Origin of the sequence: Schaalia sp. ORNL0103 (assembly GCF_019429565.1) — a bacterium.
Classification (GTDB): domain Bacteria; phylum Actinomycetota; class Actinomycetes; order Actinomycetales; family Actinomycetaceae; genus Pauljensenia.
Genome location: NZ_JAHXSA010000001.1, coordinates 71870 through 97304 on the forward strand (window position 1 = coordinate 71870; position 25435 = coordinate 97304).

At 64.8% G+C, this 25435-nt stretch carries 29 protein-coding genes; 28 read left to right on the plus strand and 1 reads right to left on the minus strand.

Features of this window, described 5'->3' with window-relative positions; genetic code table 11:
• From JJJ16_RS00390 to JJJ16_RS00500, 23 genes are all read left to right on the plus strand, one after another.
• On the plus strand, positions 1 to 1368 hold the full coding sequence (locus tag JJJ16_RS00390; protein ID WP_219750934.1) for a hypothetical protein: 1368 nt from the start codon (positions 1 to 3) through the stop codon (positions 1366 to 1368).
• Between the two features lie 183 nt (positions 1369 to 1551).
• Positions 1552 to 2139 carry a hypothetical protein gene (locus JJJ16_RS00395; RefSeq protein ID WP_219750935.1) on the plus strand — a complete coding sequence of 196 codons (588 nt, stop codon included), beginning with the start codon at positions 1552 to 1554 and terminating at the stop codon, positions 2137 to 2139.
• 22 nt (positions 2140 to 2161) lie between these two features.
• A complete protein-coding gene (locus JJJ16_RS00400; protein WP_219750936.1) occupies positions 2162 to 3007 on the plus strand; it encodes a hypothetical protein in 846 nt (281 codons plus the stop codon).
• Entirely contained in the window at positions 3004 to 3186 is a 183-nt protein-coding gene (locus JJJ16_RS00405; protein WP_219750937.1) for a hypothetical protein, read from the plus strand. The genes JJJ16_RS00400 and JJJ16_RS00405 overlap by 4 nt, the downstream gene beginning before the upstream one ends.
• Before the next feature lie 9 nt (positions 3187 to 3195).
• Entirely contained in the window at positions 3196 to 3774 is a 579-nt protein-coding gene (locus JJJ16_RS00410) for a hypothetical protein (protein ID WP_219750938.1), read from the plus strand.
• A 1-nt stretch (position 3775) separates the two neighbouring features.
• Positions 3776 to 4102, plus strand: coding sequence for a hypothetical protein (locus tag JJJ16_RS00415; protein ID WP_219750939.1), 327 nt, complete (start codon positions 3776 to 3778; stop codon positions 4100 to 4102).
• A gap of 3 nt (positions 4103 to 4105) precedes the next feature.
• Positions 4106 to 4462, plus strand: a complete 357-nt coding sequence (locus tag JJJ16_RS00420) for a hypothetical protein (RefSeq protein WP_219750940.1) — start codon at positions 4106 to 4108, stop codon at positions 4460 to 4462.
• Positions 4459 to 4854 carry a hypothetical protein gene (locus tag JJJ16_RS00425; protein ID WP_219750941.1) on the plus strand — a complete coding sequence of 132 codons (396 nt, stop codon included), beginning with the start codon at positions 4459 to 4461 and terminating at the stop codon, positions 4852 to 4854. Before JJJ16_RS00420 ends, JJJ16_RS00425 begins: the two co-directional genes overlap by 4 nt.
• A 28-nt stretch (positions 4855 to 4882) precedes the next feature.
• Entirely contained in the window at positions 4883 to 5548 is a 666-nt protein-coding gene (locus JJJ16_RS00430) for a hypothetical protein (RefSeq protein WP_219750942.1), read from the plus strand.
• An 87-nt stretch (positions 5549 to 5635) separates the two neighbouring features.
• Positions 5636 to 5833, plus strand: a complete 198-nt coding sequence (locus tag JJJ16_RS00435) for a hypothetical protein (RefSeq protein ID WP_219750943.1) — start codon at positions 5636 to 5638, stop codon at positions 5831 to 5833.
• Between the two features lie 24 nt (positions 5834 to 5857).
• The gene (locus JJJ16_RS00440) at positions 5858 to 6199 is read left to right on the plus strand and encodes a hypothetical protein (RefSeq protein ID WP_219750944.1); all 342 of its coding nucleotides are present in this window, start codon (positions 5858 to 5860) and stop codon (positions 6197 to 6199) included.
• A 173-nt stretch (positions 6200 to 6372) separates the two neighbouring features.
• Positions 6373 to 6621 (plus strand): hypothetical protein, encoded by a 249-nt coding sequence (locus JJJ16_RS00445; RefSeq protein ID WP_219750945.1) that lies wholly within the window; start codon positions 6373 to 6375, stop codon positions 6619 to 6621.
• A gap of 23 nt (positions 6622 to 6644) precedes the next feature.
• Entirely contained in the window at positions 6645 to 10589 is a 3945-nt protein-coding gene (locus JJJ16_RS00450; RefSeq protein WP_219750946.1) for a tape measure protein, read from the plus strand.
• On the plus strand, positions 10589 to 12037 hold the full coding sequence (locus JJJ16_RS00455) for a hypothetical protein (RefSeq protein WP_219750947.1): 1449 nt from the start codon (positions 10589 to 10591) through the stop codon (positions 12035 to 12037). The genes JJJ16_RS00450 and JJJ16_RS00455 overlap by 1 nt, the downstream gene beginning before the upstream one ends.
• Positions 12034 to 13158, plus strand: a complete 1125-nt coding sequence (locus tag JJJ16_RS00460) for a hypothetical protein (RefSeq protein ID WP_219750948.1) — start codon at positions 12034 to 12036, stop codon at positions 13156 to 13158. Before JJJ16_RS00455 ends, JJJ16_RS00460 begins: the two co-directional genes overlap by 4 nt.
• Positions 13155 to 13910, plus strand: a complete 756-nt coding sequence (locus JJJ16_RS00465) for a hypothetical protein (RefSeq protein WP_219750949.1) — start codon at positions 13155 to 13157, stop codon at positions 13908 to 13910. Before JJJ16_RS00460 ends, JJJ16_RS00465 begins: the two co-directional genes overlap by 4 nt.
• 7 nt (positions 13911 to 13917) lie before the next feature.
• Positions 13918 to 14517, plus strand: a complete 600-nt coding sequence (locus JJJ16_RS00470) for a hypothetical protein (protein ID WP_219750950.1) — start codon at positions 13918 to 13920, stop codon at positions 14515 to 14517.
• 189 nt (positions 14518 to 14706) lie between these two features.
• Positions 14707 to 15537, plus strand: coding sequence for a CHAP domain-containing protein (locus JJJ16_RS00475; protein WP_219750951.1), 831 nt, complete (start codon positions 14707 to 14709; stop codon positions 15535 to 15537).
• Between the two features lies 1 nt (position 15538).
• Positions 15539 to 15907, plus strand: coding sequence for a hypothetical protein (locus JJJ16_RS00480; protein WP_219750952.1), 369 nt, complete (start codon positions 15539 to 15541; stop codon positions 15905 to 15907).
• Positions 15900 to 16451, plus strand: a complete 552-nt coding sequence (locus tag JJJ16_RS00485) for a hypothetical protein (RefSeq protein WP_219750953.1) — start codon at positions 15900 to 15902, stop codon at positions 16449 to 16451. The genes JJJ16_RS00480 and JJJ16_RS00485 overlap by 8 nt, the downstream gene beginning before the upstream one ends.
• A complete protein-coding gene (locus JJJ16_RS00490) occupies positions 16448 to 16849 on the plus strand; it encodes a hypothetical protein (RefSeq protein ID WP_219750954.1) in 402 nt (133 codons plus the stop codon). The genes JJJ16_RS00485 and JJJ16_RS00490 overlap by 4 nt, the downstream gene beginning before the upstream one ends.
• A gap of 2 nt (positions 16850 to 16851) precedes the next feature.
• The gene (locus JJJ16_RS00495; RefSeq protein ID WP_219750955.1) at positions 16852 to 17985 is read left to right on the plus strand and encodes a hypothetical protein; all 1134 of its coding nucleotides are present in this window, start codon (positions 16852 to 16854) and stop codon (positions 17983 to 17985) included.
• Positions 17978 to 18841 carry a glycerophosphodiester phosphodiesterase gene (locus JJJ16_RS00500; protein WP_219750956.1) on the plus strand — a complete coding sequence of 288 codons (864 nt, stop codon included), beginning with the start codon at positions 17978 to 17980 and terminating at the stop codon, positions 18839 to 18841. Before JJJ16_RS00495 ends, JJJ16_RS00500 begins: the two co-directional genes overlap by 8 nt.
• 54 nt (positions 18842 to 18895) lie before the next feature.
• Here JJJ16_RS00500 and JJJ16_RS00505 read toward each other — a convergent pair whose 3' ends face one another.
• Positions 18896 to 19693, minus strand: a complete 798-nt coding sequence (locus JJJ16_RS00505) for a tyrosine-type recombinase/integrase (protein WP_219750957.1) — start codon at positions 19691 to 19693, stop codon at positions 18896 to 18898.
• Positions 19694 to 20026: 333 nt separating this feature from the next.
• On the opposite strand from JJJ16_RS00505, the gene JJJ16_RS00510 reads away from it, so the two are divergent.
• The 5 genes from JJJ16_RS00510 (at position 20027) to JJJ16_RS00530 (ending at position 25432) form a co-directional block, all read left to right on the plus strand.
• On the plus strand, positions 20027 to 21202 hold the full coding sequence (locus tag JJJ16_RS00510) for a hypothetical protein (RefSeq protein ID WP_318836532.1): 1176 nt from the start codon (positions 20027 to 20029) through the stop codon (positions 21200 to 21202).
• Entirely contained in the window at positions 21199 to 21555 is a 357-nt protein-coding gene (locus tag JJJ16_RS00515; RefSeq protein WP_219750959.1) for an MGMT family protein, read from the plus strand. The genes JJJ16_RS00510 and JJJ16_RS00515 overlap by 4 nt, the downstream gene beginning before the upstream one ends.
• Before the next feature lie 189 nt (positions 21556 to 21744).
• Complete coding sequence (locus tag JJJ16_RS00520) at positions 21745 to 23262, plus strand: sugar ABC transporter ATP-binding protein (protein WP_219750960.1); 1518 nt, start codon at positions 21745 to 21747, stop codon at positions 23260 to 23262.
• The gene (locus JJJ16_RS00525) at positions 23259 to 24272 is read left to right on the plus strand and encodes an ABC transporter permease (protein ID WP_413243677.1); all 1014 of its coding nucleotides are present in this window, start codon (positions 23259 to 23261) and stop codon (positions 24270 to 24272) included. Before JJJ16_RS00520 ends, JJJ16_RS00525 begins: the two co-directional genes overlap by 4 nt.
• A 92-nt stretch (positions 24273 to 24364) precedes the next feature.
• Positions 24365 to 25432: an ABC transporter substrate-binding protein gene (locus JJJ16_RS00530; RefSeq protein ID WP_219750961.1), complete on the plus strand. Its 1068-nt coding sequence runs from the start codon at positions 24365 to 24367 to the stop codon at positions 25430 to 25432.
• Positions 25433 to 25435 lie beyond the last annotated feature (3 nt).

A 25435-nucleotide genomic window follows, 5' to 3' on the forward strand; every position in this document is an offset into this window, starting at 1 on the left:
ATGCCGGACCTGGACTCGCTCAACCGCCTTACTGAGGCGTATGACGGACAGGTTCACGCAATCCGACAGCAGATCACCGCCTTTGGGCAGGCCTACTGGGACTCGCTACCGCACTACAGGGCCAGCGCCGTCGAGGACATGATCGAAGCGATCACTCCCCGAGTGACCGCAGGCCAGCTCCGCATAGCCGACCTGACTCGCGCGTACCTCGCCCAGTGCGCACGCGAGCTCGGCTGGAAGGTTGTCCTCCCACCCATCGACCAGGACGAGATTCGCGGTGCTCGCGGCGTAGACCCGCGCGTCGTCTATCGTCGCCCAGCCGTCGACGTGTACACCGCGCTCGCGGCTGGCAAGCCTCTGCCGCAGGCTGCAGCTGAGGGACGGCTGCGGCTCACGCAGCTGATCGGTGGGGACATGCAGCTGGCGAAGGTGCATGCGTCGCGGCAGTCAATGCGGGGCTACCCCGAGGAGGGGCAGTTCTATCGGCGTGTCCTCACGGGGCGAGAGAACTGCGCCTTGTGTGTGGTCGCCTCTACACAGCGCTATTACCGTGGGGACCTGCTGCCGATTCACCCGGGGTGTGACTGTGGAGTGCAGCCGCTTCCTCCGGGCCTGGCGGTCAATCAGGTGATTGATGAGGATTTGCTCGAACAGGTCCACCAGATCACGGCGGACCGTCTCGGTGTCTCTGACCGGGGTGGGCGTACACCGGATTATCGGAAGCTCTTGACGGTCAGTGAGCATGGGGAGTATGGGCCAACGCTGTCGTGGGCGCAGCCCAAGGCCAAGCCTAAGACCAAGGCGGGGGAGGCCGAGCCTCCTAAGCCTCCCAAGCCCCCGAAGAAGACCACAGCACAACCGCCGGACGGCTCCGATCGTTTAAAGCGCCTGATGAGCGTTCCTGCCAAAAAATGGCATAAGACGCTTCAGTACGAGGGTGGGGACGTGACAGGGATTCCCGGAGAATTCCTGTATCCCGAGAGAGGAAGTGGCCGCGTGTTTATCCCGGCAGCTTCGGCCAGAAAACCGCCCAGTGAGCATGAGGTGCTCACGGCGCTGCGCCTCGCGGAAGAAGGAACAGACGTGCTGTTCCGCATAGATTCGCGCGAAAAAGGCGCGAAGAACCCAGACGCGGAAATGAATCAGCAGGTCTGGGAATTCAAAGCACCCACGGGGCAAGGCAAGAACACCATCGACTCGCAGATGAAGCGAGCGGGGAAACAGACTGAACGCCTGGTCCTCGATCTGCGCCGTAGCAAACTCGACGATAAGGAATCGATCGGGGAGATTCGGCCGGGGATGCAAGGTCGTCATCTTACCCAAGTAATTGTCATAGATCACGCAGGAAATATTGTCCGCATTCCCTGAGCGTGGTACCCTAATGGTGAGGACATCCCGGCAGCCCCTTCGGGCAGCCCAGGTGTCCTCACTTCATATAGCTCAAATTCACCGGCCATGGGCGCAATGCCCGGGTCGGTTTTTGATACCCCAACCAGCCCCCAGCCGTAACGGCGTGGGGGCTTTCGTCTACCCGGAATGGGAGGAACCACCATGAAGAACCACCTGACGCACCGTCCTTACCTTCGCTTCGTCGATGCCCCGTCCGCAGAAACGGGAGGGGACGCGCCGGCCGCACAGGAAACCCCCGCAGCCGCCGCTGAGGCTACGGCCCAGCAGGTTGACTGGGAGGCTGAGGCCCGGAAATGGAAGGAATTGTCCCGCAAGAATGAGTCTCGGATGAAGGAAAACGCCGAAAAGGCGCGCCTCTATGACGAGGCTCAGGAGCAGGGCAAGTCCGAGCTGCAGAAGGCGCAGGAAGCGGCAGCGAAGGCTGAGGCGCGAGCTGCGGCGATGGAGGCCGAGGCGCTGCGCGCCAAGGTCGCGGCAGCGACGGGCGTGGACGCAGACCTGCTGTCTGGCTCGTCAGAGGACGAGCTCAGGGCATCTGCTGAGCGCCTCCTCGCCTGGCGAGGCGCGCAGGTCCCCAAGGGTGCTCCCGCGACGGACGCGGGGGTTCGTGGTGACGAGATCAGGGCTGCCAGGCAGCTCACCCGGGAAGACCTCAAGAAGATGTCTCCCGCAGAGATCATCAAGGCCCGTCAGGACGGGCAACTGAACAACATCATGGGCATCGCATAAGCGAGCCGAGAAAGGACACACAATGACTCTCACGCATTTCATTCCGGAACTGTGGTCGGCCAGCATCCTCGAGAACTTCCGCCGTGACACGGTGCTCGTCGGGATGGCGAACCGCGAATACGAGAAGGCCTTCACCGCGGGCTCGAAGATTCACATCCCCGGCATCGTCGATGTGAAGGTGAAGGACTACAAGACCGGCGCGGTGACTGCGTCCGGCGGCACTAAGGTGCCGCGCACGACCGTCCCCGATGCCGTGGAGTCCACGGGCATCGAGATCACCATTGACCAGGAGAAGAGCTTCGACTTCCTGGTCGATGACATCGACGCCGCGCAGGCGAACCAGTCGCTCGACGCGTACACCAAGTCGGCGGCGGCAGCACTCGTCGAAGACGCGGAGACCTTCCTGACCGCGATGCTGACCTCCAAGGGCACGGCGGTCACGGGCATCGCGAACCCGACGAACTGGGAGACCGCATACGGCGCAATCCTGAAGCTGCGCGGCAAGCTCTCGGCCGAGAAGGTCCCCGCCATGGACCGCGTCCTCCTGATCAACGCGGCATTCGAGGAGTTCCTCCTCTCTGACGGCTCGAAGCTCACCAGCTTCGACAAGTCGAACATGACGGATGGCCTCCGCGAGGCGACGATCGGCCGTCTCCTGGGCTTCGACGTGGTCACGAGCCCCTGGCTCGATAACACGAAGCCGATGGCCGTCGCCTTCCACAAGCCGTCCGTGGCCTACGTGTCCCAGGTCGAGAAGACCGAGTCGATGCGCGCGGAGCAGACCTTCGCAGATCGCGTTCGCGGCCTTCACGTCTACGGCGGCGCAGTCCTGCGCCCCAAGGCGATCCAGGTCTTCAAGGCGGCATGATGCAGGTCAAGGGAGAAAACGGGATCACGTTCGAGCTCGCGGACGAGGTCGCCACGGCAATGATCACGGCAGGCATCCTCGAGGAGACCACCTCCGATGAGGCCTCGCCGTCCAGTGAAGCCGTGCCGGCCGACGAGGGCGACACTGCTGAGGAGACTTCGAAGAAGTCCAAGAAGTAGGGGGGGACGATGCCTGTTCCGCTGGTAACTGTCGAGGACATCGAGGCCGCTCTCGGCCGACCCCTCACAGACTCGGAGTCGGCGCGGGCAACGTTCATCGCTGACAAGCTCGCCGAGGCCTTCAAGGCGCGCGCACGCCAGACGTTCACCGTCGAGGCATACACGCACCGCCTGAAGGTCGACGCGGGCGGACGAGTCGTCCCCACACGGGCGCCGCTCATCTCCGTCGAAGCTGTCACGACCGACGACGGACAGGCGATCCCCTACACCGTCAGGCACGGCTTCATCCAAGTCGCATCGCCCGCGAACGAGTTCGTTGTCGTCACCTACGCGGCAGGCCTCTCCGAGGTCCCCGCAGCGGTACGACTACAGCTCGCAGACAGCGTGCGACGTATCCTCCTCATCCCCGACGCCGCCGCACAAGGGGCAACCCAAATGACCGAGACGACGGGGCCGTTCACGCAGACCCGCCAGTACGCCACATGGGCAGTAGGAGGCCAAGCCATCCTCTCCCCAGATGACCAGGCGCTCGCGGATGCGTACCGCCCGCGACGCGCTGGGCACGTGTGGGTGATGGGAGGGGCCTGACGTGATGGAGGAATGGAAGACCCCGATTCAGGTAGAAGGGACCGTCCATCGTGACGGGGACGGCTACCTCGTCGAGGAATCCAAACCGCGCCTCATCGGGGGCTGCCTGATCGCGCCGGGACAGTTCACTGTGCCGGGGCTCCTCGATCAGGCAGCCTCTGAGCGGGCTGACGAGACAGCGACGCTCTACCTTCCGAGGGGGATAACGCTGCGCGTCGGGGATGTCATCCGTGTCCCGGCGGAGCATCCTCTCGGCGGGACGTGGAGGGTCGAGGAGCCATCCTCACCGTGGCCGCGCGGCACGTCTGTCGTGATCTCTCGGAGGTGACACGTGGCAGTCAAGTTCGTGGTCAGCTCGGCCGCGATCGAGGCGCTTCTACAGTCTGCGTCGATCAGTGAAGCCATGGTCAGTGAAGCCGAATCGCTGCGTGCGGCGGCGGCAGCAGCGGCCCCGAAACGGGACCGCGTACTCACCGACGCGTACAGGGTCGAGGCTGTGACGGCAACTGTGAAGACGCGCCGAAACGGCTCGTCTCGCAGGGCTGTCGGTCGCGTCGTCAACGATGCCCCACACGCCGTGCCTGTTGAGTTCGGGCACTTCGCCAGAGACGGGCGCCGCGTCCCCGGGCATCACACGCTCGGCAAGCTCGCGGGCTCTAAGCGCGCACGACGAGGAGGCCGGTCATGAAGTACACGGACCCCGTCCAGGTACTACGAGACGCGATCGCCTCAGCAACGGGGGCGCAGACAGTACGGGTGATCCAGGAGGGCAGCCTCCCGGACACATGGCCGATGCCGCTCGTGCATGTCTACGCGACCCAATCCCAGGACCTCGATTTCGAGCGCATCACCTCCCTTGTTGTCGACGTGTACGCCACGACCCCCACAGGGCCAGGCGTCGTCGGCGCGGAGGCGCTCGCGGATGAGGTTGTGGATGCTCTGTCAGTTCGTCCTGTGGTGGGGGCTTCTGGGTGGGTGGATGAGGCGTCTGTGCCGTCCCGCCTGGGAGTGCGCGCCGCATACGGCGTCGTTGAGGTGGTGGGCCTCAGCGTGGAAGTCACTCAACGTCCCACCGACTAACAAACTCTGATCTGGAAGGGAAACCGATATGGCCGACACCACGACCATTGAAGCGCTGAAGAAGAAGCACAACAAGGCGAAGAACGTGCGCAAGGCGCTCAACGTTCTGGCCTTCGTCGCACCGATCACGACCGCTGTCCCAGACGCGCTGACGGGCGCAAGCGGCGCGATGAAGGAACTCTCCGCGGACTGGACTCCGCTGGGAATCTTCACGACCGATGGCGGAGAGATCACGCCTGACGTGTCCGTGGACGACGTCGATGGCCTGGGTTACGCAGAGCCTGTGCGCTCTGACCTGACCAAGGCAACCAAGACGATCAAGCTCAACATCTTCGAGCTGTTCCGCAAGGAGATGCTGAGCCTGACGCACGGCATTGACCTCTCGCAGGTCAAGGCGAACGCGACCACGGGAGAAGTGGTGTTCGACGATCCGCTTCTTCCCTCCATCCCGGAGAAGCGTCTGCTGCTCGTCGCGGCCGACGGCCCTGCCGATGACGAGTGGCTGATGGGCTGGTGCTTCACGCGAGCCAAGCTCGTCTCAATGCCGACGATCGGGCTCAAGGCAACGGACCCGATTACTGGCGACCTCGAATTCAAGGCATTCGCCGACGAGGCCGCAGGCACGGCCTGCCGTAATTACTACGGCGGCTCGGCGATGCTCAAGCACCGTGACATCACGGGCTTCAGCGTCTGACACATACTGCGGGCGGGGGCCGGGGATGTTCTCCCTCCGGCCTCTGCCCGCTACCACCCCCAGGAGAACACAGTCGATAGGACAACCATGGAACAGCTGACCTTCACGAAGACGATCAAGACGGACGACGGGAACGACCTCGTACTCACGCGAGTCACCGACGACGCCGCCGACGCGAACACTCTGCGCACACAGGGATGGGCCGAAGCCCAGCCCGCACAGAAGGAAGACTCCACGCCGACGCTGCCCGCCCCGCCCGCCAGCACCCAGCGCCGCGACAACTGACAAATAGCAACTAGGAGAACACCAATGGCAGACAAGATCACCCCCACCCTGACCCTAGCCGCCCTCAACGACCTCGACGGCGCGGCAGCAGCCACCCCGTTCACCTTCGGGCTCAGCAATCGCGTCGTGACCTTCCCGGACCCCCTGGGCCTGAGCCCCGAGGCCGGCGAAGACCTCCTCCTCGACCTTGGCGGCGGCAAGCGCGCCACCGAGGTCATCTCCAAGTGGCTCTCGGAGGAAGACGCCGCATTCGTGACCAAGCATCTGACGCTGCGTCAGATGCTGCTCCTCCTGCGACAGGCATCCACTCACTACGAGGCCTCGCTCGGGTCCCTGGGGGAAGGGCGCGCCTCTACGACCGCCTGACGCGGTACGAGAGGCAGATCGTTGCGGACCTCGCGGAGCAGGGCTGGGACGCATACAGCCTGTTCCGCGCTCGCCGATACCGATTCCTCCTGACTCTGATCGACGAGCTGCCCTCAACGAGCCGAACCGTCGCAGCGATTCTCAACGACCCAGAGGTCGCAATCGAAACGGCAATGGCGATCGCCGAAGCCCCCGACGACGACGATACCGAGGCACAGCTCCGAACACAAACCCCCGAGGTCAGAGTCCTGCAGGACATCTTCGACCTGCTGGTCTCTGCCTTCGGAGGCAAAGAAACCTACCCACGACCCGAGAGCCTCACCGCGATCGCACTCGAGGACGCGCGCACGAGCGTCCGAGACCGCAGCGCCCACGAGGCGCTCGCGGCTCTCATGCCGGGGTGGAGTCCGCAAGAAACCTGAATATCTACCTGTAGGAGGTCTGCGTGGCTGGCGTGTATCAGGCAGGCACTGTCTATGTCGATGTGGTCCCCTCGATGCGGGGGTTCTTTAAGAGCATCGAGAATGCGACGGCCACGCAGCTCCCGCAGGTGGCTGGCGATGCGGGAAAGAAGTACGCGGAGAAGTTCAAGGAGCAGGTTTCCGCGTCGGGCAAGGACCTCGTTAACGCGATCGCCGATCCTCTGGGCAAGTCCACGGCGCGGCTGCGGCAGGAGGCCGCGCAGGCTGGGGCAGCCCTGCAGGAAGCGCACGCCAAGGTGGAGAAGTCTTCCTCAGCGCTCGCGAAGGCGCGCGCCGAGGAAGAGACCGCAGCGACTGCGGTGGAGCGTGCCGAGCGTGCGCTCGCGGCCGCGCGTTCTAGCTCATCTGCTGACTCGGCGGCGGTCGCTCGCGCGGAGTCGGCGCTGGCCTCGGCGCGAGAAGCGTCAGCGGCAGCGAACAAGAGGGCCGACCAGGCGTCCGCTAACCACGCGGACTCACTCCGCAAGGAGAAGGCAGCGTCCGACAGCGCGAAGGCGGCAACAGAGGCGCTTGACCAGCGTATCTCGAAGGCCCCGTCCAACTGGGAGCGCTTCACGACGTCGCTGAAGGGCTGGGTGCGCGAGGCCGACAACGTCGAGCATGAAGCCCGCGAGGTTGATTCCTCGCTCGGCCTTGTCGGGTCCGGGGTGACCTCGCTCGGGGGACTCGTGACCTCGGCGCTAGGGCCTCTCGCGCTGCTGGGGGCGGCTGTCGGCATCGGCGGGTTCGCGTCCGAGGCAATCGCGGCCTCAGATGCAACGAACAAATTTGCGGACACGCTGCGGTTCGCCGGCGTCGATGACTCGACCATTGAGCGCCTCGGGGCATCCGCTCAGGAGTATGCCGACCGCACCGTGTACGACCTCGCGGACATTCAGGGCATCACGAGCCAGCTCGCCGCAAACTCGGTCGATGGCTTCGACCGTCTTGCCGAGGCCGCCGGAAACTTGAACGCGGTCTCCGGTGGAACGGCTGACACGTACAAGAGCCTGGGGCTCGCCCTCGTCCAGGTCAACGGGGCCGGAAAGTTGCAGACCCAGGACTGGAATCAGATCGCCAACGCCATCCCGGGCGCGAGCGGAAAGATTCAGCAGGCCCTCTCCGATATGGGCGCCTATACAGGCAACTTCCGTGAGGCCATGTCGGAAGGCCAAATCTCTGCGGAAGAGTTCAACCAGGCGCTTCTGCAGCTGGGCTTTGATGACGTCGCGGTCGCGGCCGCGTCGGACGTGTCGCGCATCGAGAACGCGGCCGGCAACCTGCAGGCGACGATTGTCGGCGGCTTCAAGGACATGATCGACCTCGCGAAGCCGCAGCTGACCGACTTCATGAGCTGGATGTCAGACACGCTCGGCGCTGGGTTCGCGTGGATCAAGGACGTGGGCGTGCCCTCGATCCAGGGAATCTGGGATGTCCTCGCCAACGGGAACTTCTCGGGGCCGATCTTCGGTCTCGAGGAGGACAGCGGCCTCGTTGACTTTTTGTTCAACCTGCGTGATGCTGGCATGGCGGCCTGGGAGATGCTCAAGTCCGGCTGGGACGCAGCAACGAACCTAGCATCCGCGTTTGCGCCGCTCGCCAAGAGCGTGTGGGACATGGTCACAGCCTTCGGCGGGGATGGCCCGTCGATGATTCAGCGCACCGCTGAGGCACTCAAGAGCGTACTCGACTGGGTCGGGAAAAACACCGACGTTGTTGCACCGCTCGTCACTGCGGTCGTCGCTGGCACGGCCGCGTTCAAGGGCATGAGCGCCGCCATGGGTGCCGTGAACGCCGTGAAGGCAGCCGGCGGACTGCTGCAGTTCGTCAAAGCGACGAACCTCGCGAAGGCCGCGCAGGTCGCGTTCAACTTCGTCATGAACATGAACCCGATCGGCGCGATCGTCACGGCGATCTCCGCACTCGTCGCAGGCCTCGTCTACTTCTTCACGCAGACGGAGACAGGCCGGAAGGCGTGGGCGGCGATCACTGAGGCCTTCTACAGCTTCGTGGACTGGATCAGCTCGGCGTGGTCGTCAGCCATGGAGTCCATCTCCTCCTGGTGGACGGGCACCTGGGACGGAGTCTCGGGCTTCTTCTCGACCTACGTCGTGCAGCCCCTGCAGACGGCATGGGATGCAATCACGGCCGTCTGGGACGGCATCGTCATGGTCTTCAAAACCGCTTTCGCGATCATCGTCGGCATCGTCCTGACGCCGATCAAGCTCTACATACAGGCATGGGTAGCGGTCTTCACGTGGGCGTATGACAACGTCATCAAGCCCGTGTGGGATGCGATTTGTCAGGCCTTCACCTGGGCGTATGACAGCGTCATCAAGCCAGTATTCGAGCAGATCGCTAACACGTGGCAGTGGATCGCCGGAATAGCCACAGAGGTGTTCGGCGGCATCGTCTCATTCCTCGAGGGAGTGTGGACGGCGATCTCCACAGGAGTGACGGCCGCGTGGAATCTCATCGTCGCGGGCGTCACCTGGTACATCAACACCGTGTGGAACATCGTCTCGACGGTGTTCACGACGGTCGCTGGCGTCGTCTCCTCGATCTGGAATGGCATCTCCTCCACGGTCTCGGGCGTCTGGGAGTCCATCAAGTCCACGGCGAGTGCGGCCGTGCAGTGGGTCTACGACAGCGTCACGAACGTGTTCTCGTCCATGTCGAGCGGCGTCTCGTCCACCTTCGATGGGATGCGCTCAGCAATCGAGTCCGTGTGGAACAAGGTGAAGAGCGTCGCGGCAAAGCCGGTGAATTTCATCATCGACACCGTCTACACCAACGGCCTGAAATCCATGGTGGAAACGGTCGCCTCGAAGATCGGGCTCTCACTCACCCTGCCGACGGTCCCCAGGATCGCCGAGTACGCCGGCGGCGGCATCGTCCCCGGCTACAGTCCCGGGCACGACACGATCCCGGCGATGCTCTCCCCGGGCGAGGCCATCCTCGTTCCCGAGCTCGTCCGACAGATCGGCCCGAGCAGGATCATTGCCGCGAACTACGCCGCCTCGAAGCGCCGCCCAGGCGGCACCCCCGGCAAGGCCCCCGCTGGCTTCTCCGGTGGCGGCATCGCCCACTTCGCCGGCGGCGGCATCGCCGGATGGTTTGCCGACGCAGCACGCGGCGTGAGCGAGTTCTTCCGCGATCCGCTCGGCTCTATTGCGCAGCTCATCACCGAGCCCGTCCGAGGACTCATGAAGGGCATCGCCCCCGGAGTCATCGGCGAGCTCGGCGCAGGCGGCGTCGAGTCCCTCCTCGCAGGAGTCGGATCGTTCTTCAAGAAGAAGGCCGAGGAATCCTCATCGGCCGGACTCGTGGGCGCCGCAATGCGAGCCGTACAGATGCAGGTCCCCTACGTGTGGGGCGGCTCAGCCATCCCGCCCGGCCTGGACTGCTCGGGCCTCGTGTATTGGGCAGCCCAGCAGCTTGGTCTGGGGTGGCCGCGCCTCACGGCAGCTGGATACCAGTCCGGCTCCACCCCGGTCCCCTGGACGCAGGCCGCCCCCGGCGACCTGCTGTTCTGGGGAGCACCTGCCCACCACATCGCGATCTACGCCGGTGGCGGCCAGATGATCGAGGAGCCAAAGCCCGGCCTCAACGCCAGGCACACCGGCATCTGGGGTTCACCGACCGTCGGCCGCTACGGCGGAGCTCGCAAATACGACCGCGGCGGATGGCTGCCCACGGGAGTCACCGCAGCCGTCAACCAGACGGGCACGAGGGAGGCAATCCTCACCGCGAGGCAGTGGGCAGACGTCAGTGCGCTCGCGGCCAGCGGAGCAAACGCGATGCCGTCGCTCGATGGCGCGCAGCTCAACCTTGTGCTCGACGACGGGCAGGCGTTCCGCGCGCATGTCGAGTCGATCAGCACCGGCGTCCTGGTTCGCCGTAAGCAACTCGCTGGAAGGAGCAGATAGTGGCTCGTGAGAATCTTTGCCGCAATCCGTCGTTCGCGTATCTACTGCGGGAATGGGCGAAGATCGCTCCGGCCACGGTGAGGATCGGATCGGACACTGACTCGTGGGGCGGGCACGCTCGCCAGTCTCCGCAGTATCTGGCCATCGACGTGCCGCCCGGTGTGCAGGGGCCGGCTGCCGCGCCAACGGCAGTCACTGTCGCTGGCGGGCAGACGGTCGCGATCTCGGCGCTCGTGCGCACGAGCTCCGGCCTCGCAGTTGCTGTCTCCCCGGAGTGGACCGTGGGCGGCCGCAGCGTCACGGAGAAGACTCCGGCGCTGTTGGCCGCCAGCGCGGATGTGGTTCGCCCCGTCTGGGCGTTCACGGCCCCATCTGGGGCGACGGCCGTGCGGCTTCGGTTCGAGGCCCGCACGACCTCGGCGGCCGAGCGCGGCACTCTCCCGGGCTGGGTGTACGTCGATGATGTCCTCATCGTTGCGGCGCCCACCCCGGGCGAGGCACTCGAGGCAGCAGCGGGGGAGTTCTTCGACGGAGACACCCCACCGAGCCGCATCGGCTATTCCTCGAGGGCGCTCACGCACCAGTGGACCGGCGCTCGCGGTGTTTCGACGTCGCGTGAGGTCGAGGCGGATGTCGATATGTCGTCGCTGCCTGTCGCGATTGTGGGCGGCGGGCAGGCCCCCAGGGTCCAGGTCGTGATTCCGCCTGCGGCCGTGCCTGCTGGGGCATCCTGCTATGTCGAGGGTGTCACGGACACGGGCTTCACGTGGACTCCTCGCGGTGGGGTGTGGGAGAGCAAAGGCTTGCAGCGCATTATTGGTGACCCGCTCGCACCGATCAACGTGCCGATCAGGTACAGGCTGACGACGTCGAGGGGCGTCACGGTCGAGTCGGAGCCGGTGATCCGCTCGTGGGGTGGCCTGTCGCTGATGACTGACGCGGCGGGCCTGAAGCCGGTGAACTTCTTGTGGCAGGGCACGGACCAGCGTGAGATGAAGTTCCGCCTCACGGAGCATGAAGTGCCGGGCCGGGCAACGCCCTTGGTGGTGTATGCGCCAACGATGGGGCGCGGCACGGTGTCTCTCACGGCTCGCACGAACCTGCAGGACACCCCAGCTATGAAGACGCTCCTGGCGTCTCCGACGCCGGTCGCGATCTTCCACAATCCGCTCCACTGCGTCCAATGCAAGCGCGGAACGTGCGACGTCGATCTAGTCACGCTGGTGTCGGTCACGTCGGCACCGATGGAGCGCGCAGCTCGCCTCGATGCCGCTGAGCGCATCTGGCAGCTGAAGGGCACGATCGTCGATCTGCCGCAGCCGAACACTCCGTTGACGCTGTCGACGTGGAACGACTTCGACAAGCGGCGCCTGACGTGGAGCGGCTTGGATGCGCGTCGGTGGCCCTGGGATCAGTTCGACAGGACCGTGTGGCAGGAGGACGCATGAGCATGCCGACCGGAGCCGAGGACATTCCCGCAGACCTGCTGACGTCCGGCTACACGGTTTCTGCCACCGTGGAGTCATGGCTGGGGTCGCAGTACCTGGGAGAGGTCCCCGTCGAGGACGGGTCGGTGTCGTGGGATGCCGGCCAGCAGGTTCAGGGCACCCTGTCCCTGACGGTGCCCCGTGTGGGCGCAGCGCAGGGGCAGGACTGGCGAGACTGGGACCCCGTAGACCCAGCCCACCCGCTTGGCTGCTACGGGCAAGTCCTGCACGTGAGTATGACGGTCGGTTCGCTCGTCGGCGCTGGTTGGTGGACGATCCCGATGGGGAGATTCCTCATCACTTCGGTGGAGCCGGGACCGTCCACGGTCAGGGTGACGGGCAAGAGCCTGATGCAGCGACTCGAGGAAGACAGGCTGACGGAGCCAATGGCTCCCGACCCAGCGGGCACGCTCGCGTCAGAGCTGCGCCGCCTGGTCGGCGCACGTATCGGCGTGATCATCGATCCAGCGCTCGGAGACAGGCCATGCCCGTCGATGTCCTGGGGCGAGAGCCGCATCGATGCGGTCTACGAGATCGCGAAAGCCTGGCCTGCAACCGTGCGCGAGGGCGGGGACGGAATCATGTATCTGTCGCCACCGACTTCGCCGCCCACCTCGCGGCCGGCGCTGCGCCTCTCGGATGGGGAGGACGGCACGGTCGTCGGGGTGGCGGCCTCGGTGAGCCGAGACAAGGTCTACAACCGCGTGGTCGCCCGGGGGCAGCAAAGCTCTGACGAGGGCGCCCCGTCGTTCCAGGCGATCGCCGATCAGCTGACGGGGCCGATGCGCGTCGATGGCCCCTACGGCACCGTGCCCAGGTTTTTCTCATCTCCGCTGATTACGAGCTACGAGCAGGCCAAGCGCACAGCCGAGGCCATGCTCGCAGACTCAGTCAGGAAGAAAATCAAGGTCCCCGTGCAGCACGCCCCGGACCCACGCATCAAGCTGGACGCTCACGTCGAGATAGCGACGCGGCCCGTGGACGCTGCGTCCACGAAGACGATGTGGGGGACCGTCTCCGCATACGAGGTGCCCCTCACCTACAGGGGCACACAGAAGACCGACGTGGAGGTGAGCGTGTGAGCAGCCCCGTGATGGACCTGATCTCGACGGTGCCCGATGATCTGCCTCCCCGATACGGGTCGGACAGGGCGCCGACGGCGATCGCGCGCGTGGTCAGCCTCATCGAGGGCGGCCGCGCCCTCAACGTCAGCCTGTACGGTGGCCCGCCGATCCAGATTTCAGCGACGGCTGTCAACTGGACCGGCGTCGAGACCGCGCACGTGCTGCTCGACCCCGACACGGGACGGGCACTGCACGCGCTCGGGCCGGCGCCCAAACCAGAGAACCCGCTCCCCAAGTGGGAACAGCTGACCGCACCGACACGCAGCGTGCGCGAAGCTGTGCTGATCCCGCAGTGGGCGGGTACATGGGATGGAACAGCGTGGACACGGCACGGCGGCGGCGGAGCCTGGCAGCGAAACACAGGCGGCCCACGACTCACAGGGCTCGCCACATACGGCCGGCAAGCCGAGGCACTCGGACGCATCACAGTCACGGCCGCCACGCTGACACTCCGCCCACACTCGACGTCAGCCGCATGGTCAGCACAGATCGCGGCCGCAACCTACTCGGACACCGGGCCCGTCCAGGCGGGCGCGACGATCAGCGTCCCCGTCCAGGTGGGGGCAACCTCCCTGACCGTCGACATCACGCGCATTGCCTCCCAGCTCCTGACTCCGGGGACTGGCCTCGCCCTCGTTGGACAGACATACGGCGGCGTCCAGGCCACCGGAGACAGCCTCTCGATCCGCATCACCTACACCTCCCGATAGGACACTCATGAGCTACCTCGATCAGCGGGGACACCGCGTCCCCTCACCCACTGACCCCGCACAGCGCCAGGACCTGCTGGCACTGTCCCTGTCCATCCCCTCCTACAAGGCGTGTGCCTCCGAAACGGCGGCGGCACAGTACGTGTCCGCGCTCGCGGCTGCGGGCCTGGTGGCCTCGGCGGCGCAGCCGGTGTACGTGTGGCGCACCGACCTCAACGCCGTGAGGGTGTGGGATGGTCGCGCATGGGCGGCAGAGTCGAATCTGCAGATGGAACTCTCGGCGGTCGGTGATATGCCCGTGGGAGCGGGCCTGAGTCCGACGGTCCAGCCCGGCCTCATCAAGGGCGGCAGAGTCGCGGTGTCCAGCGCCGAGGTCGCGTTCGGGAATCTCTACATGCCGCGCGTGAACTTCAGTACCCCGTTCCCGCACGAGTGTGTGTCGGTGTCCATTACGCCGCTGTATGGATCGGGGCCGGCCGGCTGGAATTTCAAGAACGGCAGACAGTTCTGCGTGGACGTGCTCGACAAGAGCGGCTTCAGGCCGATGCTCCCCGGCGTGACCTCACAGGAACGCCATTCCTTCGCGTGGATGGCCCTCGGCTACTGACAGCCACCAATTGAACCTGCCCCTCGGACAAGCCCGTCCGGGGGGTTTCGTCTACCCAACTAAGGAGAGACATATGGAACTGACAATCGAAGAGCTCATGGCCTCGATGACGCCCGCGACGGACACGCCGCCCGACGTCGTCACCCCGATCTACATCCCCTACGAGCAGACGGAGGCCTCTCGATGAGCATGACCGCACAGAATGTCCTCGGCTGGGCAGCCGGCGAAATCGGCTACACCCGATGGGACGACCCCGAGGAAGGCTCGAAGTATGGCCGCTGGTATGCCCAGAAACACGGCGCATACTACGGCACCTCCGGCGTCCCCTTCTGCGCAATGGGCGCGTCGTGGTGTGCAACGGACGAGGAGAAGAATTCCGTCCTGCCAGGAGGTGACTTTGCCTACGTGCCCTACGGCATCAACGCCGCCGCCCGCGAAGGCCAGCTCGTCTCACCGATGACACAGGCCGCACCCGGAGACCTGGTCTGCTTCGACTGGGACGACGATGGTATCGCCGACCACGTCGGAATTGTTGAGGCCAACTACGGCAGTTGGTTGCAGACCATCGAGTTCAACACGTCGTCTGGCGTCGCGGGCTCGCAGAGCAACGGCGGTGGAGTATGGCGACGCACCCGAGACTGGTCCGCAGTCTGCGCTGTCATCCGACCTCACTACGGCGGTGCGACCACCGCAGAGGGATACACCGATATCACGGCCCTGCAGGCCGCAGTTGGTGCTGCTACCGACAATGTCATCGGCCCCGATACGACTAAGCGTATTTACGCCGTGGTCGCGGCCAGCTCCTGGGGTGGCCGCCAGTTCCCCTTCGGTGTCGAGTACGTTCAGTCCGTCATTGGGGCCGACCCGGACGGCATCTGGGGTGAAGAGTCTGACGAGGCCCACGACCGCGTGGTCGGCCAGCTGCAAAGCGCGGTCGGCGTCGAGGTTGACGAATACTACGGAGCCGTCACCAACGCGGCAATCAACCAGGCGCTCGCGGGCGCGGAGAAGGGGGAATGAGATGGATGAGCTGTTGATGGGGCTTCAATCGGACCCCTTCATCACGACGGTGGTTATCGGCCTCGTCTGGCCGATGGTTCAGGCTGCGCTGGACAAGCCGTGGTGGACGCGCCGCCGCCGCGTGGTGCTCCTCGTCGCGGTCGCTCTCGTCACGACTGCGGTCGTGTGGGTCTCCGGCTCGTACCCGGCGACGTGGCGTCTGCTGGTCACGCAGATGAGCGTGTTCCTGGGCGTCGCGTGGTCGGTGTACACGATGCTATCCGCAGTCCGAATCAATGGAGCGAGCATCCTTGACTGGGTGGGCGCCGCGACTCCGGGCGGGCAGCCGCTCGATGAGCTGACGGGCACGTCGGACAGCGCACGTGATTGACATTATTGCCGACCCGAAGGTCGTCACAGCGATTGTCGCGGCGGTTGTTGCCATCATTGGCGCTGCCGCCGCGGCTGTCGTTGCGGGTCTACGGTACGTCGGCAGGTTGTTCGACGCGCGGCTCGCGCATATCTCGGAGACCGCGTCTGAGGCCCGTGATGCTGCGAAGAGCGCGGATAAGGAAATCAAGAACAATCACGACACGAATGTTCGCGATGACCTCGACAAGGCGATTGAGACTGTCTGGGTTGTCTCGGATCAGATCGGCGCTCTGTCAAAGCAGGTGACGGGCCTCCTCGATCAGGGCGCCCGAATGGAGGCCACTCTCAACGCGCACAGCGAGAGCCTCAGCTCCGTGCAAGCGCGCGTCGGACGAATTGACGAGCGCGGCTCCAAGATGGCCGCCGAACTCCACGACGAGCGGACAGCACGCGAGTCCTCGCAGCGCACCATTGACGAGCACGCTCACGACGCTCACGCCAGACTGCATGAGCGCCTCGACAGACTACAGGAGAAGGTAGATAAATGGGAGGAACGACAGTGAGTGGAAACGTCACGCGCCTCGACGGCTCACCTGAGCACCTCGCCTACATCACGGCGACCCTGAAGACCAAGACAGGGGAGACAACGTCCATGATGGCAGTCGGCCCCGTCTCGCGGGCAGCGAACCCGCGCGGACAGATCATGCTGCCCCTCGACCTCACGGAACCGACGCAGGTCCACCTGCGCCTCAGCGTCCCCGGCCGGACACTGCGCGAAGCGACAGTCATGCTGAAGCCTGGCATGGCTTACACGCTCGACAGCGTGTTCTCCGGCGAGGCGACGCCCACACCGGCACCCCAGACCGGGACCCCAGACGTGAATGTCTCGGGCGACGGGGACACAGCAACCATCAGCGGAGTCGTCTCTGACGACGGGGACACAATCACAATCGGAGGCTAACCATGGCAAAGCCCACGCTCTACACGAAGCAAGGCACAGACAAAGCGATCGCGAAGGCCATCGAACCGCTCGCCACCAAGGAAGAACTCGCCAGAGCCTCCGCAGGCGGAAAGGTCGACCTCGGCGAATACGCCAAGCGCACCGACCTAGCTCCACTTGCCACACGAGCCGACCTCGCAGGCTACGCAACACGCCAGCAGGTCGCTGACCTCCCGAGCCGCGCCGACCTCGCCGGATACGCCACCAAGAGTGACGTTGCGGGCGTCGCCCGCACGAGCGATCTCACGGGCCTGGCCACAAAGGCGGAACTCACGGGCCTGGCCACCAAGGCCGACGTGGCGGGCGTCGCCCATACGAGCGATCTCACGGGCCTGGCCACCAAGGCCGAGCTCGCCGAAGCCCTGAAGCGCGTCGGCATCACCGTCTGCTCGACAGAGGCCGAAGCACAGTCACTCCCGGACGGCACGCTTTACTTCCTCGTCTCTGGCGCTGCCCCCGCTCCGTCCCCGACTCCCGGGCCTGCCCCCGCAGCTGGCCCGACGCTCGTCGCCAGCGCAGCCGGTCAGGTCGTCGGCCAGACCGTGACGATCAAGGTCGATGGCAAGGCCGGCGACAAGATCGTGATCGGCCTGAACGAGAAAGCCCAGGGCACCCCGGCGAACCTGACCGTCCCGCAGGGCTGGGACCAGATTGTCGCCCCGTACTGGGTCGGCACGATGCGCGCCGTCGTCATCACCGGCCCATGGGCGCCCACTGTCACGCTGACGCTGAGCCAGGTCGCGGAGATCGGCTGGGCTGCCGCCTCGATCCGAGGAGCCTCCACGATCAAGGCTGGCGACGTCAAGAAGCGCCAGGCCCCACCGACCGAGACCACGACCTGCACGGCTCCCGCGCTCGCGGGTGCTGGCGTCGTGCTGGGCTTCGCGTTCGAGCGGACGAGTGCAGTTGAGTCCTCGGAGCAGGTGGCTGTCTCTGCGGGCTGGGAAAAGCTCGCCTTCGCGTCGCAGGAGGGTCTCAACTATCAGACGGTGACGTTGGCGCGTCGCACGGGCTCGCAGCCTGCGGACCTCGTTGTCACGTATCCGAACCCGCAGGGCTCTAACGGTCTTGCAGTGCAGGTGATTGCGCATGCCTGACCTCGTCGTTTACGAGCGCCGGCGCGCAGGCGGTGACAGGGCGGGCGTCGTGCGCGTGCGCCGGCGCGCAGGCGGGGATGTGAGCCTATCGAGGCGTGCGCCGGCGACGCCGGTGATTCCTGCAGGCGAAGACGTGGTGACGGCCTTCCTGTCGCGGCGCCCGTTCTACATCAGTCATCGGATGGGCGGGACCGAATTCCCGGAGTTCACGCAGGCAGGCCTCACTGCCTCGTTGCGTGCCGGGTTTAAAGCGCTCGAGCTGTCCGTGAGGAGATGTTCCTCGGGCGAGTTCGTCGCTATCCACGATTGGAAGACGTCGAGGACGGTGCCGGGCACCGACTACCAGATTTGGAACACCCCGTGGTCGACGCTGCGCACGCTCCGCCAGGCCTCGGGTGGCTTCATGCGGCTGACGGATATTATCGATCAGGTGCCGGATGACATCGTGCTCGCGATCGACCACAAGACCACGTCTTCGGAGGACCAGCGCAATCCGGGTGACCTGGCGGCCGAAGAGCAGCTGTTCGATTACTTGGACACGACGTTCGGTGGGCACCCTGAGCGCAGGGTCTTGTGGAAGGTCTTCGCGAAGGGCACCGGCGCGAAGCGCGCGAAGACCCGTGGCTACAAGGTCATGGCGATGCTCTACCCGAACGAGGTCGCGACCTCGGACCTGTCCCAGTGGGATGTCATCGGGATGGAATGGAGCGCCGGCGCGGACGTATGGAACCGCCTGAACGCATCAGGCAAGCCGACGATCGCGCACATCATTGTCAACGACTCGCAGGCGCGCCAAGCGCTCGCGAAGGGAGCGACGGGGCTGATGGCCTCGTATCCCTCCCTCGTCCATCCGTAGAAGATGAAGGCAGCCCCGCACCCAAATTTGAGGGTGTGGGGCTGTCTTTCGTGTTTATGCGGCGGCTTTCACGGCGCTAATGAGTGCGTCGTCGGGCAGACGCACGTAACGCCGGGTTGTCTCTGGCCTTGCGTGTCCAAGGACGGCTCCGACGGCCAGGAGGTCACGGGTACCTGCATACATGGCGGTGCCGCAGCGGTGCCGGAGGGTGTGCCCGGTCCAGCCAGCAGGGAGCGCCCGAGCGAGTCGCTTCGATACGTACCCAGCCGAGAGGTGCCCGCCGTCTTGCCCCGGGAACAGGTAGCCGTGGCAGGCGGTTAGGGCACGTCGCAGGTCCATGCGGATAACCGGAACATATCGGGTCTTCCCGCCCTTGCCCGTCACGTACAGGCCGGTCCCGTCCCAGTCACGGGAGTGGACGCGCGCGATCTCCATGCAGCGTAGGCCCGCGTAAGCGCCGAGGAGAATCATCGTGCGGTCGCGCTCATCAGCCCGTGCGAGCGCGTCGTGGAGCACGTCGTCAGGGACGGGCCGAGCGACACCGGCGGGCACGCGCACGGCCGCCAGCCCATGCGCGGGGTCGACGGGGATGAAGCCCGCTCCGTGAGCCCATCGGAAAAACGCCGTGACAGAACCGCGCACGCTCTTGCGTGTCTCCGGCTTCCACGACCCCGCGGAGAGCACGTAGCGCAGGTCAGTCGAGGTCACGGAGGCAGGCCCATCGGGGCATTCGCGGATGACCTTGCGAAGGTGGCAGGTGTAAAGACGAATCGTCCGGGGTGAACGGCCAGCAGCTTGCATAGCGGTCGTCCAGTCTGCGACGGCCGTGTCCCAGTCCCAGAGGGGTGTCATCTGTGTGTCCTAGTTCTCTCGCAGCGCCCCGCGCTCGCGGGAGGGGGGATGAGCAGGCCCCCTGTTGCGACCATTGCGGGGTAAGTATTGGTGGGTGATTCACTGTCTCGCGACGGTGCGAGCGTGTCCACCGGAAAGATGCCGTAATCTAGGCGATGGAAGGAAGATCGTCGGTGTTATCCCAGCTCGGGCGCGAAGGAAATAAAAAGGTAACATTGTGACCAAGCCGATAACCGGACGGTTACTGGTTCGAATCCAGTCGCAGGAGCAGATGCCCCGAGTTCTCACGGACTCGGGGCTTTTTGTTGAACGGAGAAGGGGACCTCATTGGGAGTGATCGCAGGGCATCCCTATGTCGCGTTGCTTATCGCCGTCGTCGCTTTCTTCGTTGTCTCGGGGATCGTTGAGGCTGTGCGCACGCCTCGTAAGCCGAAGCCCCGCCCGCGCGCCCCCAGAGAGAGCGCGGTCGAGCGCGAGGAGCGTATGCGGCGGCGCTACGCCGAGTTTGGGACGCGCTGGCAGGAATGGAGCGCGCAGCCGCGCGGGCAAGGCGATGAGGATCGCCTCGTGACGGCCGCGAGCCTCTGGGGGTGCCCGGATGCACGGGCTCCTTTCCCTCGGCGCTTCCATGACAGTCAGCTCGGCAAGGTCACGGTCGATAAGCGCAGCTACCTGGCGATGCTGGACGCGCCCGTCGACGCCGTCCAACCGAGGCACGAGCTGGCCCCGACGTCGTGGGCGACAATGCGTCTCGACGTGTGGGCCTTGCACTCTAAGGCTGCCCAGAAGCCCCGTCTCATGCGCGTGTGGCTCAGTAGGGATCGTGCGCTCGTGGAGCTGCACCGCACGCGCGTTGTCCAGGTTGACGAGATTCTCCCCAGCGAGGTCGTCGGCTTCGTTCGCGGGTTTACCCGACTGGGCCCGCGCACCGGCACGGTGGATGGCCTGCGCTGGCTACCCGCCGAGACGATGGAGTTGGGGGACAAGCCCCTGTGGCACACGTTCCGCGTGATGCGCGACATCTCCTGCGTCGCTCCGAAGGGGGCGACCGTCGCCGATGCCCTGAATGCTGCGGACTTCCATGCCTTTGCCTTCGTGGCCTTCCGTGCTGAGAGCGCGTGGAAAGAGCCCTGTGCCCACTTGCGCGTTCTGGATTGTTCCGGCGTGACCTATCAGGTCGGTGATGCTTTCTTGCAGGAGGAAGATGATGCGCGGTGGGTGCCTCCTGGAGAGGGGGGTGTGTCCTCGCCGTGGGCGGGCGATGGGCGTGAAGCTGGAGCCTCTCGACGAGGCCGTGGCCGCCCGACCAGGCGCCGCAGTTTGAGGAGGAGGCGTAGCGCGGCCGAGGAGACGGTTGTGACCGGCTGTGATGAGCAGCAGGTTGCAGAACCGGAGTTCTCTGAGTTGCCCGACCGCGAACCCGAGCCGCTGTCGGACACGGATCTCGCGGTGGTCCCGATTGATCCGCGAGAGGTTCTGTGGGCCGTGGAAAAGATGATCGAGCTGTGAGGGAAGAACTCGTCGAGGCTGTCCTGCGGGTCGTGGAGGAAATCCCCGAGGGGTGTGTGGCCACGTACGGCATGATCGCGCGTGCGGTTGGTACCGGTCCGCGCGTCGTCGGGCGGATTATGCACGACTGGGGCGGTGGGGTCCCGTGGTGGCGCGTCGTGAACGTTCACGGAACTTTTCCAACAACTGTACGAGGTGAGGGATTTTTTGAGTGGGAACGAGAGGGGATACCTCACGATCCGACACGCGGGAAAGTGCTGATCAAAGAGTGCGTGGTGGAGCAGGAGTGGCTGGATAGTGTCGCGCACTCCGTCATTGAAAACCTGCAGAATAATGCGGAATTGTCAGACTGAACCCTCTCGAAATTCGATTACGATTTGGTTACGCGTGAGTGAATTTAGCTCGCGCAGATCACTGTGATGCTCTACTCTTAAGGGGACGCCGAAGAGGGCGATTCTCCGGAACGGTGACCGTTAGCGTTAACGAAGCCGGGGGAGCAAACTCCAGAAACAGAGAAGTTACTGGTACCCAAGGGGTGAGAAGTGACGAACTTACTAGAGCTAAAGGGGATCTCAAAGACGTTCCCCGGTGTGAAGGCGCTGTCCGACGTGGACCTCGACCTTCGACCCGGTGAAGTCTTGGGTCTCTGCGGTGAGAACGGAGCGGGCAAGTCCACGCTCATGAAGGTGCTCACCGGTATCCACAAGTCCGACCCGGGCGGCGAGATCTGGCTGCAGGGAGAGAAGGTCGACATTCAGTCGCCGGAGCACGCGCGTGACCTCGGCCTGTCGATCATCCACCAGGAACTTAACATCGTTCCTGACCTGACCGTCGCCCAGAACCTGTACATCGGTCGACCCGGCACGTCCAAGTTTGGATACGTCGACGACCGCAAGATGGTTCGTGACGCGCGCGAGCTGTTCGAGCGCCTCAACATGGACATCGATCCCACCGCCTACTGCCGCGACCTGCCGGTCGCGCGTCTGCAGATGGTGGAAATTGCGCGTGCGCTGTCCTTCGACTCGAAGATCCTGGTCATGGATGAGCCTACGGCTCCTCTGACCACGACCGAGACGGAGTCCCTGTTTGAGCTGGTGCGCGACTTCGTGTGCCCGACGACCGGCCTGATCTTCATCACGCACCGTATGCCCGAGCTTACCGAGCTCACCAACCGCATCTCGGTCCTGCGCGATGGCAAGTACATCGGCACGGTGGACACGGCCTCGACCCCCATGAGTGAGGTCGTCAAGATGATGGTCGGCCGCGAGGTCCCCGCGGACGCGCGTCCCACCACCAAGCCGCTCTCCGACGAGGCCGTCTTGCGCGTCGAGCACCTCTCGACCGTCAAGGCCGTCCACGACGTCTCCTTCGAGGTCAAAAAGGGCGAGATCTTCGGATTCGCGGGCCTGGTTGGCGCCGGCCGCACCGAGGTCGCACGCGCGCTGTTCGGAGCTGACCCCCATACCGCGGGTGATATCTACGTCCATGGCAAGAAGGTCACGATCAAGAGCGCGACGGACGCTGTGAAGAACGGCATCGGCTATCTGTCCGAGGACCGCAAGCAGTACGGCCTGCTCCTCGACAAGGACCTGTCCTTCAACACGGGCATGGCAGCCATGGATCACTTCACGAACGCTTCGGTCGTCGCGACCAGGAAGCTGCGTGCGGTTGCCCAGCAGTACGTGGAGAAGCTGCGCACGCGTACCCCCAGCGTCGACGTCGAGGTCCGTAGCCTCTCGGGCGGCAACCAGCAGAAGGTCGTCGTGGCCAAGTGGCTGGAGCGTGACACCGACATCCTGATCTTCGACGAGCCGACGCGCGGCATCGACGTGGGCGCGAAGGACGAGATCTACACGCTGCTCGAAAACCTGGCACAGCAGGGTAAGGCGATCATCGTCATCTCCTCGGAGCTACCCGAGGTCCTGCGTCTGGCGAACCGCATCGCCGTCATGGCCCACGGCCGCATCATCGGCACCCTCGACAACGAGGAAGCCACCCAAGAAAACATCATGGAACTGGCCACCGTCGGCCAGGAGGAAGCGAACGGAGTACACGCGTGAGCACCGCCGTCGTCGATAACAAGGGCCTGGAGGCGCCGTCGCCTTTCAAGACCTTCATGAAGAACAACATGCAGCTGCTGCTCGTGACGCTGGCGCTGCTGGTCGTTCTGGCATTCTTTAGCTTTGCAGTGCCCAACTTCGCGTTCGTGAATCGTGACGTGTACCTGGGTATCGTCCTGCAGTCTGCCTACACGGGCGTCATGGCCCTGGGCGCCACCTTCGTCATCGCTACTTCCGGTATCGACCTTTCCGTCGGTACGGGTCTGAGCCTCGTGGCCGTCATGGCCGGTGTCTTCCTGGCGGGCGACAAGATGAACCTGCCCCTGGGCGCTGGCCTGATCCTGACGCTGCTGGTCGGTATGGCGATCGGCCTCGTGAACGGCCTCAATATTTCTATCCTTGGCCTGCCGCCCTTCATCGCAACGCTCGCCATGATGATGGTTGCCCGAGGCCTCGCGCTGATCATCTCCGACAAGGCGTCGATCTCGATCGCCAACCCGGGCTACAAGTTCATCGCTAGCGGCACGATCATCCCCTACGTCGCCAACGCTGTCCTGATCTTCGTGATCCTCACGATCCTGGCTACCTTCCTCATGAACAAGACGCTGCTGGGCCGTTACGCCCTCGCGATCGGCTCCAACGAGGAGGCCACGCGTCTCTCGGGCGTCAACGTGCGTCTGTGGAAGATCATCATCTACGTCGTCGCGGGTGCCTTCATGGCCATCGGTGCGGTCCTCTACTCGGCCCGTGGTGGCCTCGTCCAGCCCGCTGAGGGCGTGGGCATGGAGCTCAACGTCATCGCCGCGGCCGTCATCGGCGGTACCTCCCTGTCGGGTGGCCGCGCCTCGATCCCCGGCGCTCTGGTCGGCGCGATCCTCATGGAGACCTTGAAGAAGGGCCTGACGATGATGGGTATCGCCGCCGAATGGCAGTTCGTCGTCACCGGTATCGTCCTGCTCCTGGCGGTCGTTATCGACAACCTGCGTCGCATCCGCGAAAACGCAGCCTGATCCTTCATCCATCCCAATTACACCCGTGAACCAACGCTGGTTCACCCCCCAGAAAGGCGGGAACACTCCCGCCCCCCACGAAAGGAAAACCAATGCGCCCCATCGGACGTATCTTCGCCGCCGCCGCCGTCGGCTCCATGGCCCTGGGCCTGGCTGCCTGCACGACCTCAACGGACTCCTCCTCCTCATCCTCTTCCTCCGACGCCAAGCCCAGCGCGTCCTCCGGCTCCGCCAAGGTTGACACCTCCGGCGACGCCCAGGATTGGGAGAAGGCCGCGGTCAAGGGCGACGGCACCAAGACCATCTACCTGGTCTCCAAGGGCTTCCAGCACCGCTTCTGGCAGGCCGTCAAGGAAGGCGCCGAGCAGGCTGGCGAGGAGCTGGGCTACAAGGTGAACTTCGTCGGCCCGCAGGACGAGACCAAGGTGACCGAGCAGACCGACCAGCTGAAGTCCGCTCTGGACTCCGGCCCGGCTGCCATCGGCTTCGCCGCCCTCGACTCGAAGGCTGCCGCCGACCTGCTCACCGAGATCCAGGGCAAGGGCATCCCGGTCGTCGCCTTCGACTCCGGTGTTGAGTCCGACATCCCGGTGACCACCGTCCAGACGGACAACAAGAAGGCCGCCGAGGAAGCCGCCAAGCACATGATCGAGCTGCTCAAGGGCAAGAAGGGCTCGGTCGGCATGGTCTGCCACGACTCGACCTCCACCACGGGCAAGCAGCGCTGCGAGGGCTTCAAGGAGTACTTCAAGGCCAACGCTCCCGCGGACCTGAAGCTCCTCGACGAGCAGATTGCCGGTGAGGTCACCAAGGCCGCCGACACCTCGCTGTCCATCATCCAGGCCAACTCCGACATCGTCGGCATGTACGGCTCCAACGAGGCTGCCGCCTCGGGCATCGTCCAGGGTGTTGCTGAGTCCGGTAAGGACGTCACCGTCGTCGGTTTCGACTCGGGCAAGACCCAGATCGACGCCATCAAGGCCGGCTCCGAGGCAGGCGCCGTGACCCAGTCGCCCGTCAAGATCGGCTACTACACGGTGAAGGCCGCTGTCGTCGCCATCAACAAGGGCGAGCTGCCCAAGGTCATCGACTCGGGCTTCGCCTGGTACGACAAGACCAACATCGACAACGCTGAGATCAAGGCGAACCTGTACGAGTGAGCC

What these genes read in the sequence shown, in the direction of transcription:
- JJJ16_RS00395 (WP_219750935.1), top strand. Translation starts at nt 1,552, where the DNA reads ATGAAGAACCACCTGACGCACCGTCCTTACCTTCGCTTCGTCGATGCC.
- JJJ16_RS00460 (WP_219750948.1), top strand. Translation starts at nt 12,034, where the DNA reads ATGAGCATGCCGACCGGAGCCGAGGACATTCCCGCAGACCTGCTGACG.
- JJJ16_RS00440 (WP_219750944.1), top strand. Translation starts at nt 5,858, where the DNA reads ATGGCAGACAAGATCACCCCCACCCTGACCCTAGCCGCCCTCAACGAC.
- JJJ16_RS00405 (WP_219750937.1), top strand. Translation starts at nt 3,004, where the DNA reads ATGATGCAGGTCAAGGGAGAAAACGGGATCACGTTCGAGCTCGCGGAC.
- JJJ16_RS00505 (WP_219750957.1), bottom strand. Translation starts at nt 19,693, where the DNA reads ATGACACCCCTCTGGGACTGGGACACGGCCGTCGCAGACTGGACGACC.
- JJJ16_RS00500 (WP_219750956.1), top strand. Translation starts at nt 17,978, where the DNA reads ATGCCTGACCTCGTCGTTTACGAGCGCCGGCGCGCAGGCGGTGACAGG.
- JJJ16_RS00435 (WP_219750943.1), top strand. Translation starts at nt 5,636, where the DNA reads ATGGAACAGCTGACCTTCACGAAGACGATCAAGACGGACGACGGGAAC.
- JJJ16_RS00475 (WP_219750951.1), top strand. Translation starts at nt 14,707, where the DNA reads ATGACCGCACAGAATGTCCTCGGCTGGGCAGCCGGCGAAATCGGCTAC.
- JJJ16_RS00445 (WP_219750945.1), top strand. Translation starts at nt 6,373, where the DNA reads ATGGCGATCGCCGAAGCCCCCGACGACGACGATACCGAGGCACAGCTC.
- JJJ16_RS00400 (WP_219750936.1), top strand. Translation starts at nt 2,162, where the DNA reads ATGACTCTCACGCATTTCATTCCGGAACTGTGGTCGGCCAGCATCCTC.
- JJJ16_RS00495 (WP_219750955.1), top strand. Translation starts at nt 16,852, where the DNA reads ATGGCAAAGCCCACGCTCTACACGAAGCAAGGCACAGACAAAGCGATC.
- JJJ16_RS00430 (WP_219750942.1), top strand. Translation starts at nt 4,883, where the DNA reads ATGGCCGACACCACGACCATTGAAGCGCTGAAGAAGAAGCACAACAAG.
- JJJ16_RS00410 (WP_219750938.1), top strand. Translation starts at nt 3,196, where the DNA reads ATGCCTGTTCCGCTGGTAACTGTCGAGGACATCGAGGCCGCTCTCGGC.
- JJJ16_RS00390 (WP_219750934.1), top strand. Translation starts at nt 1, where the DNA reads ATGCCGGACCTGGACTCGCTCAACCGCCTTACTGAGGCGTATGACGGA.
- JJJ16_RS00425 (WP_219750941.1), top strand. Translation starts at nt 4,459, where the DNA reads ATGAAGTACACGGACCCCGTCCAGGTACTACGAGACGCGATCGCCTCA.
- JJJ16_RS00480 (WP_219750952.1), top strand. Translation starts at nt 15,539, where the DNA reads ATGGATGAGCTGTTGATGGGGCTTCAATCGGACCCCTTCATCACGACG.
- JJJ16_RS00530 (WP_219750961.1), top strand. Translation starts at nt 24,365, where the DNA reads ATGCGCCCCATCGGACGTATCTTCGCCGCCGCCGCCGTCGGCTCCATG.
- JJJ16_RS00470 (WP_219750950.1), top strand. Translation starts at nt 13,918, where the DNA reads ATGAGCTACCTCGATCAGCGGGGACACCGCGTCCCCTCACCCACTGAC.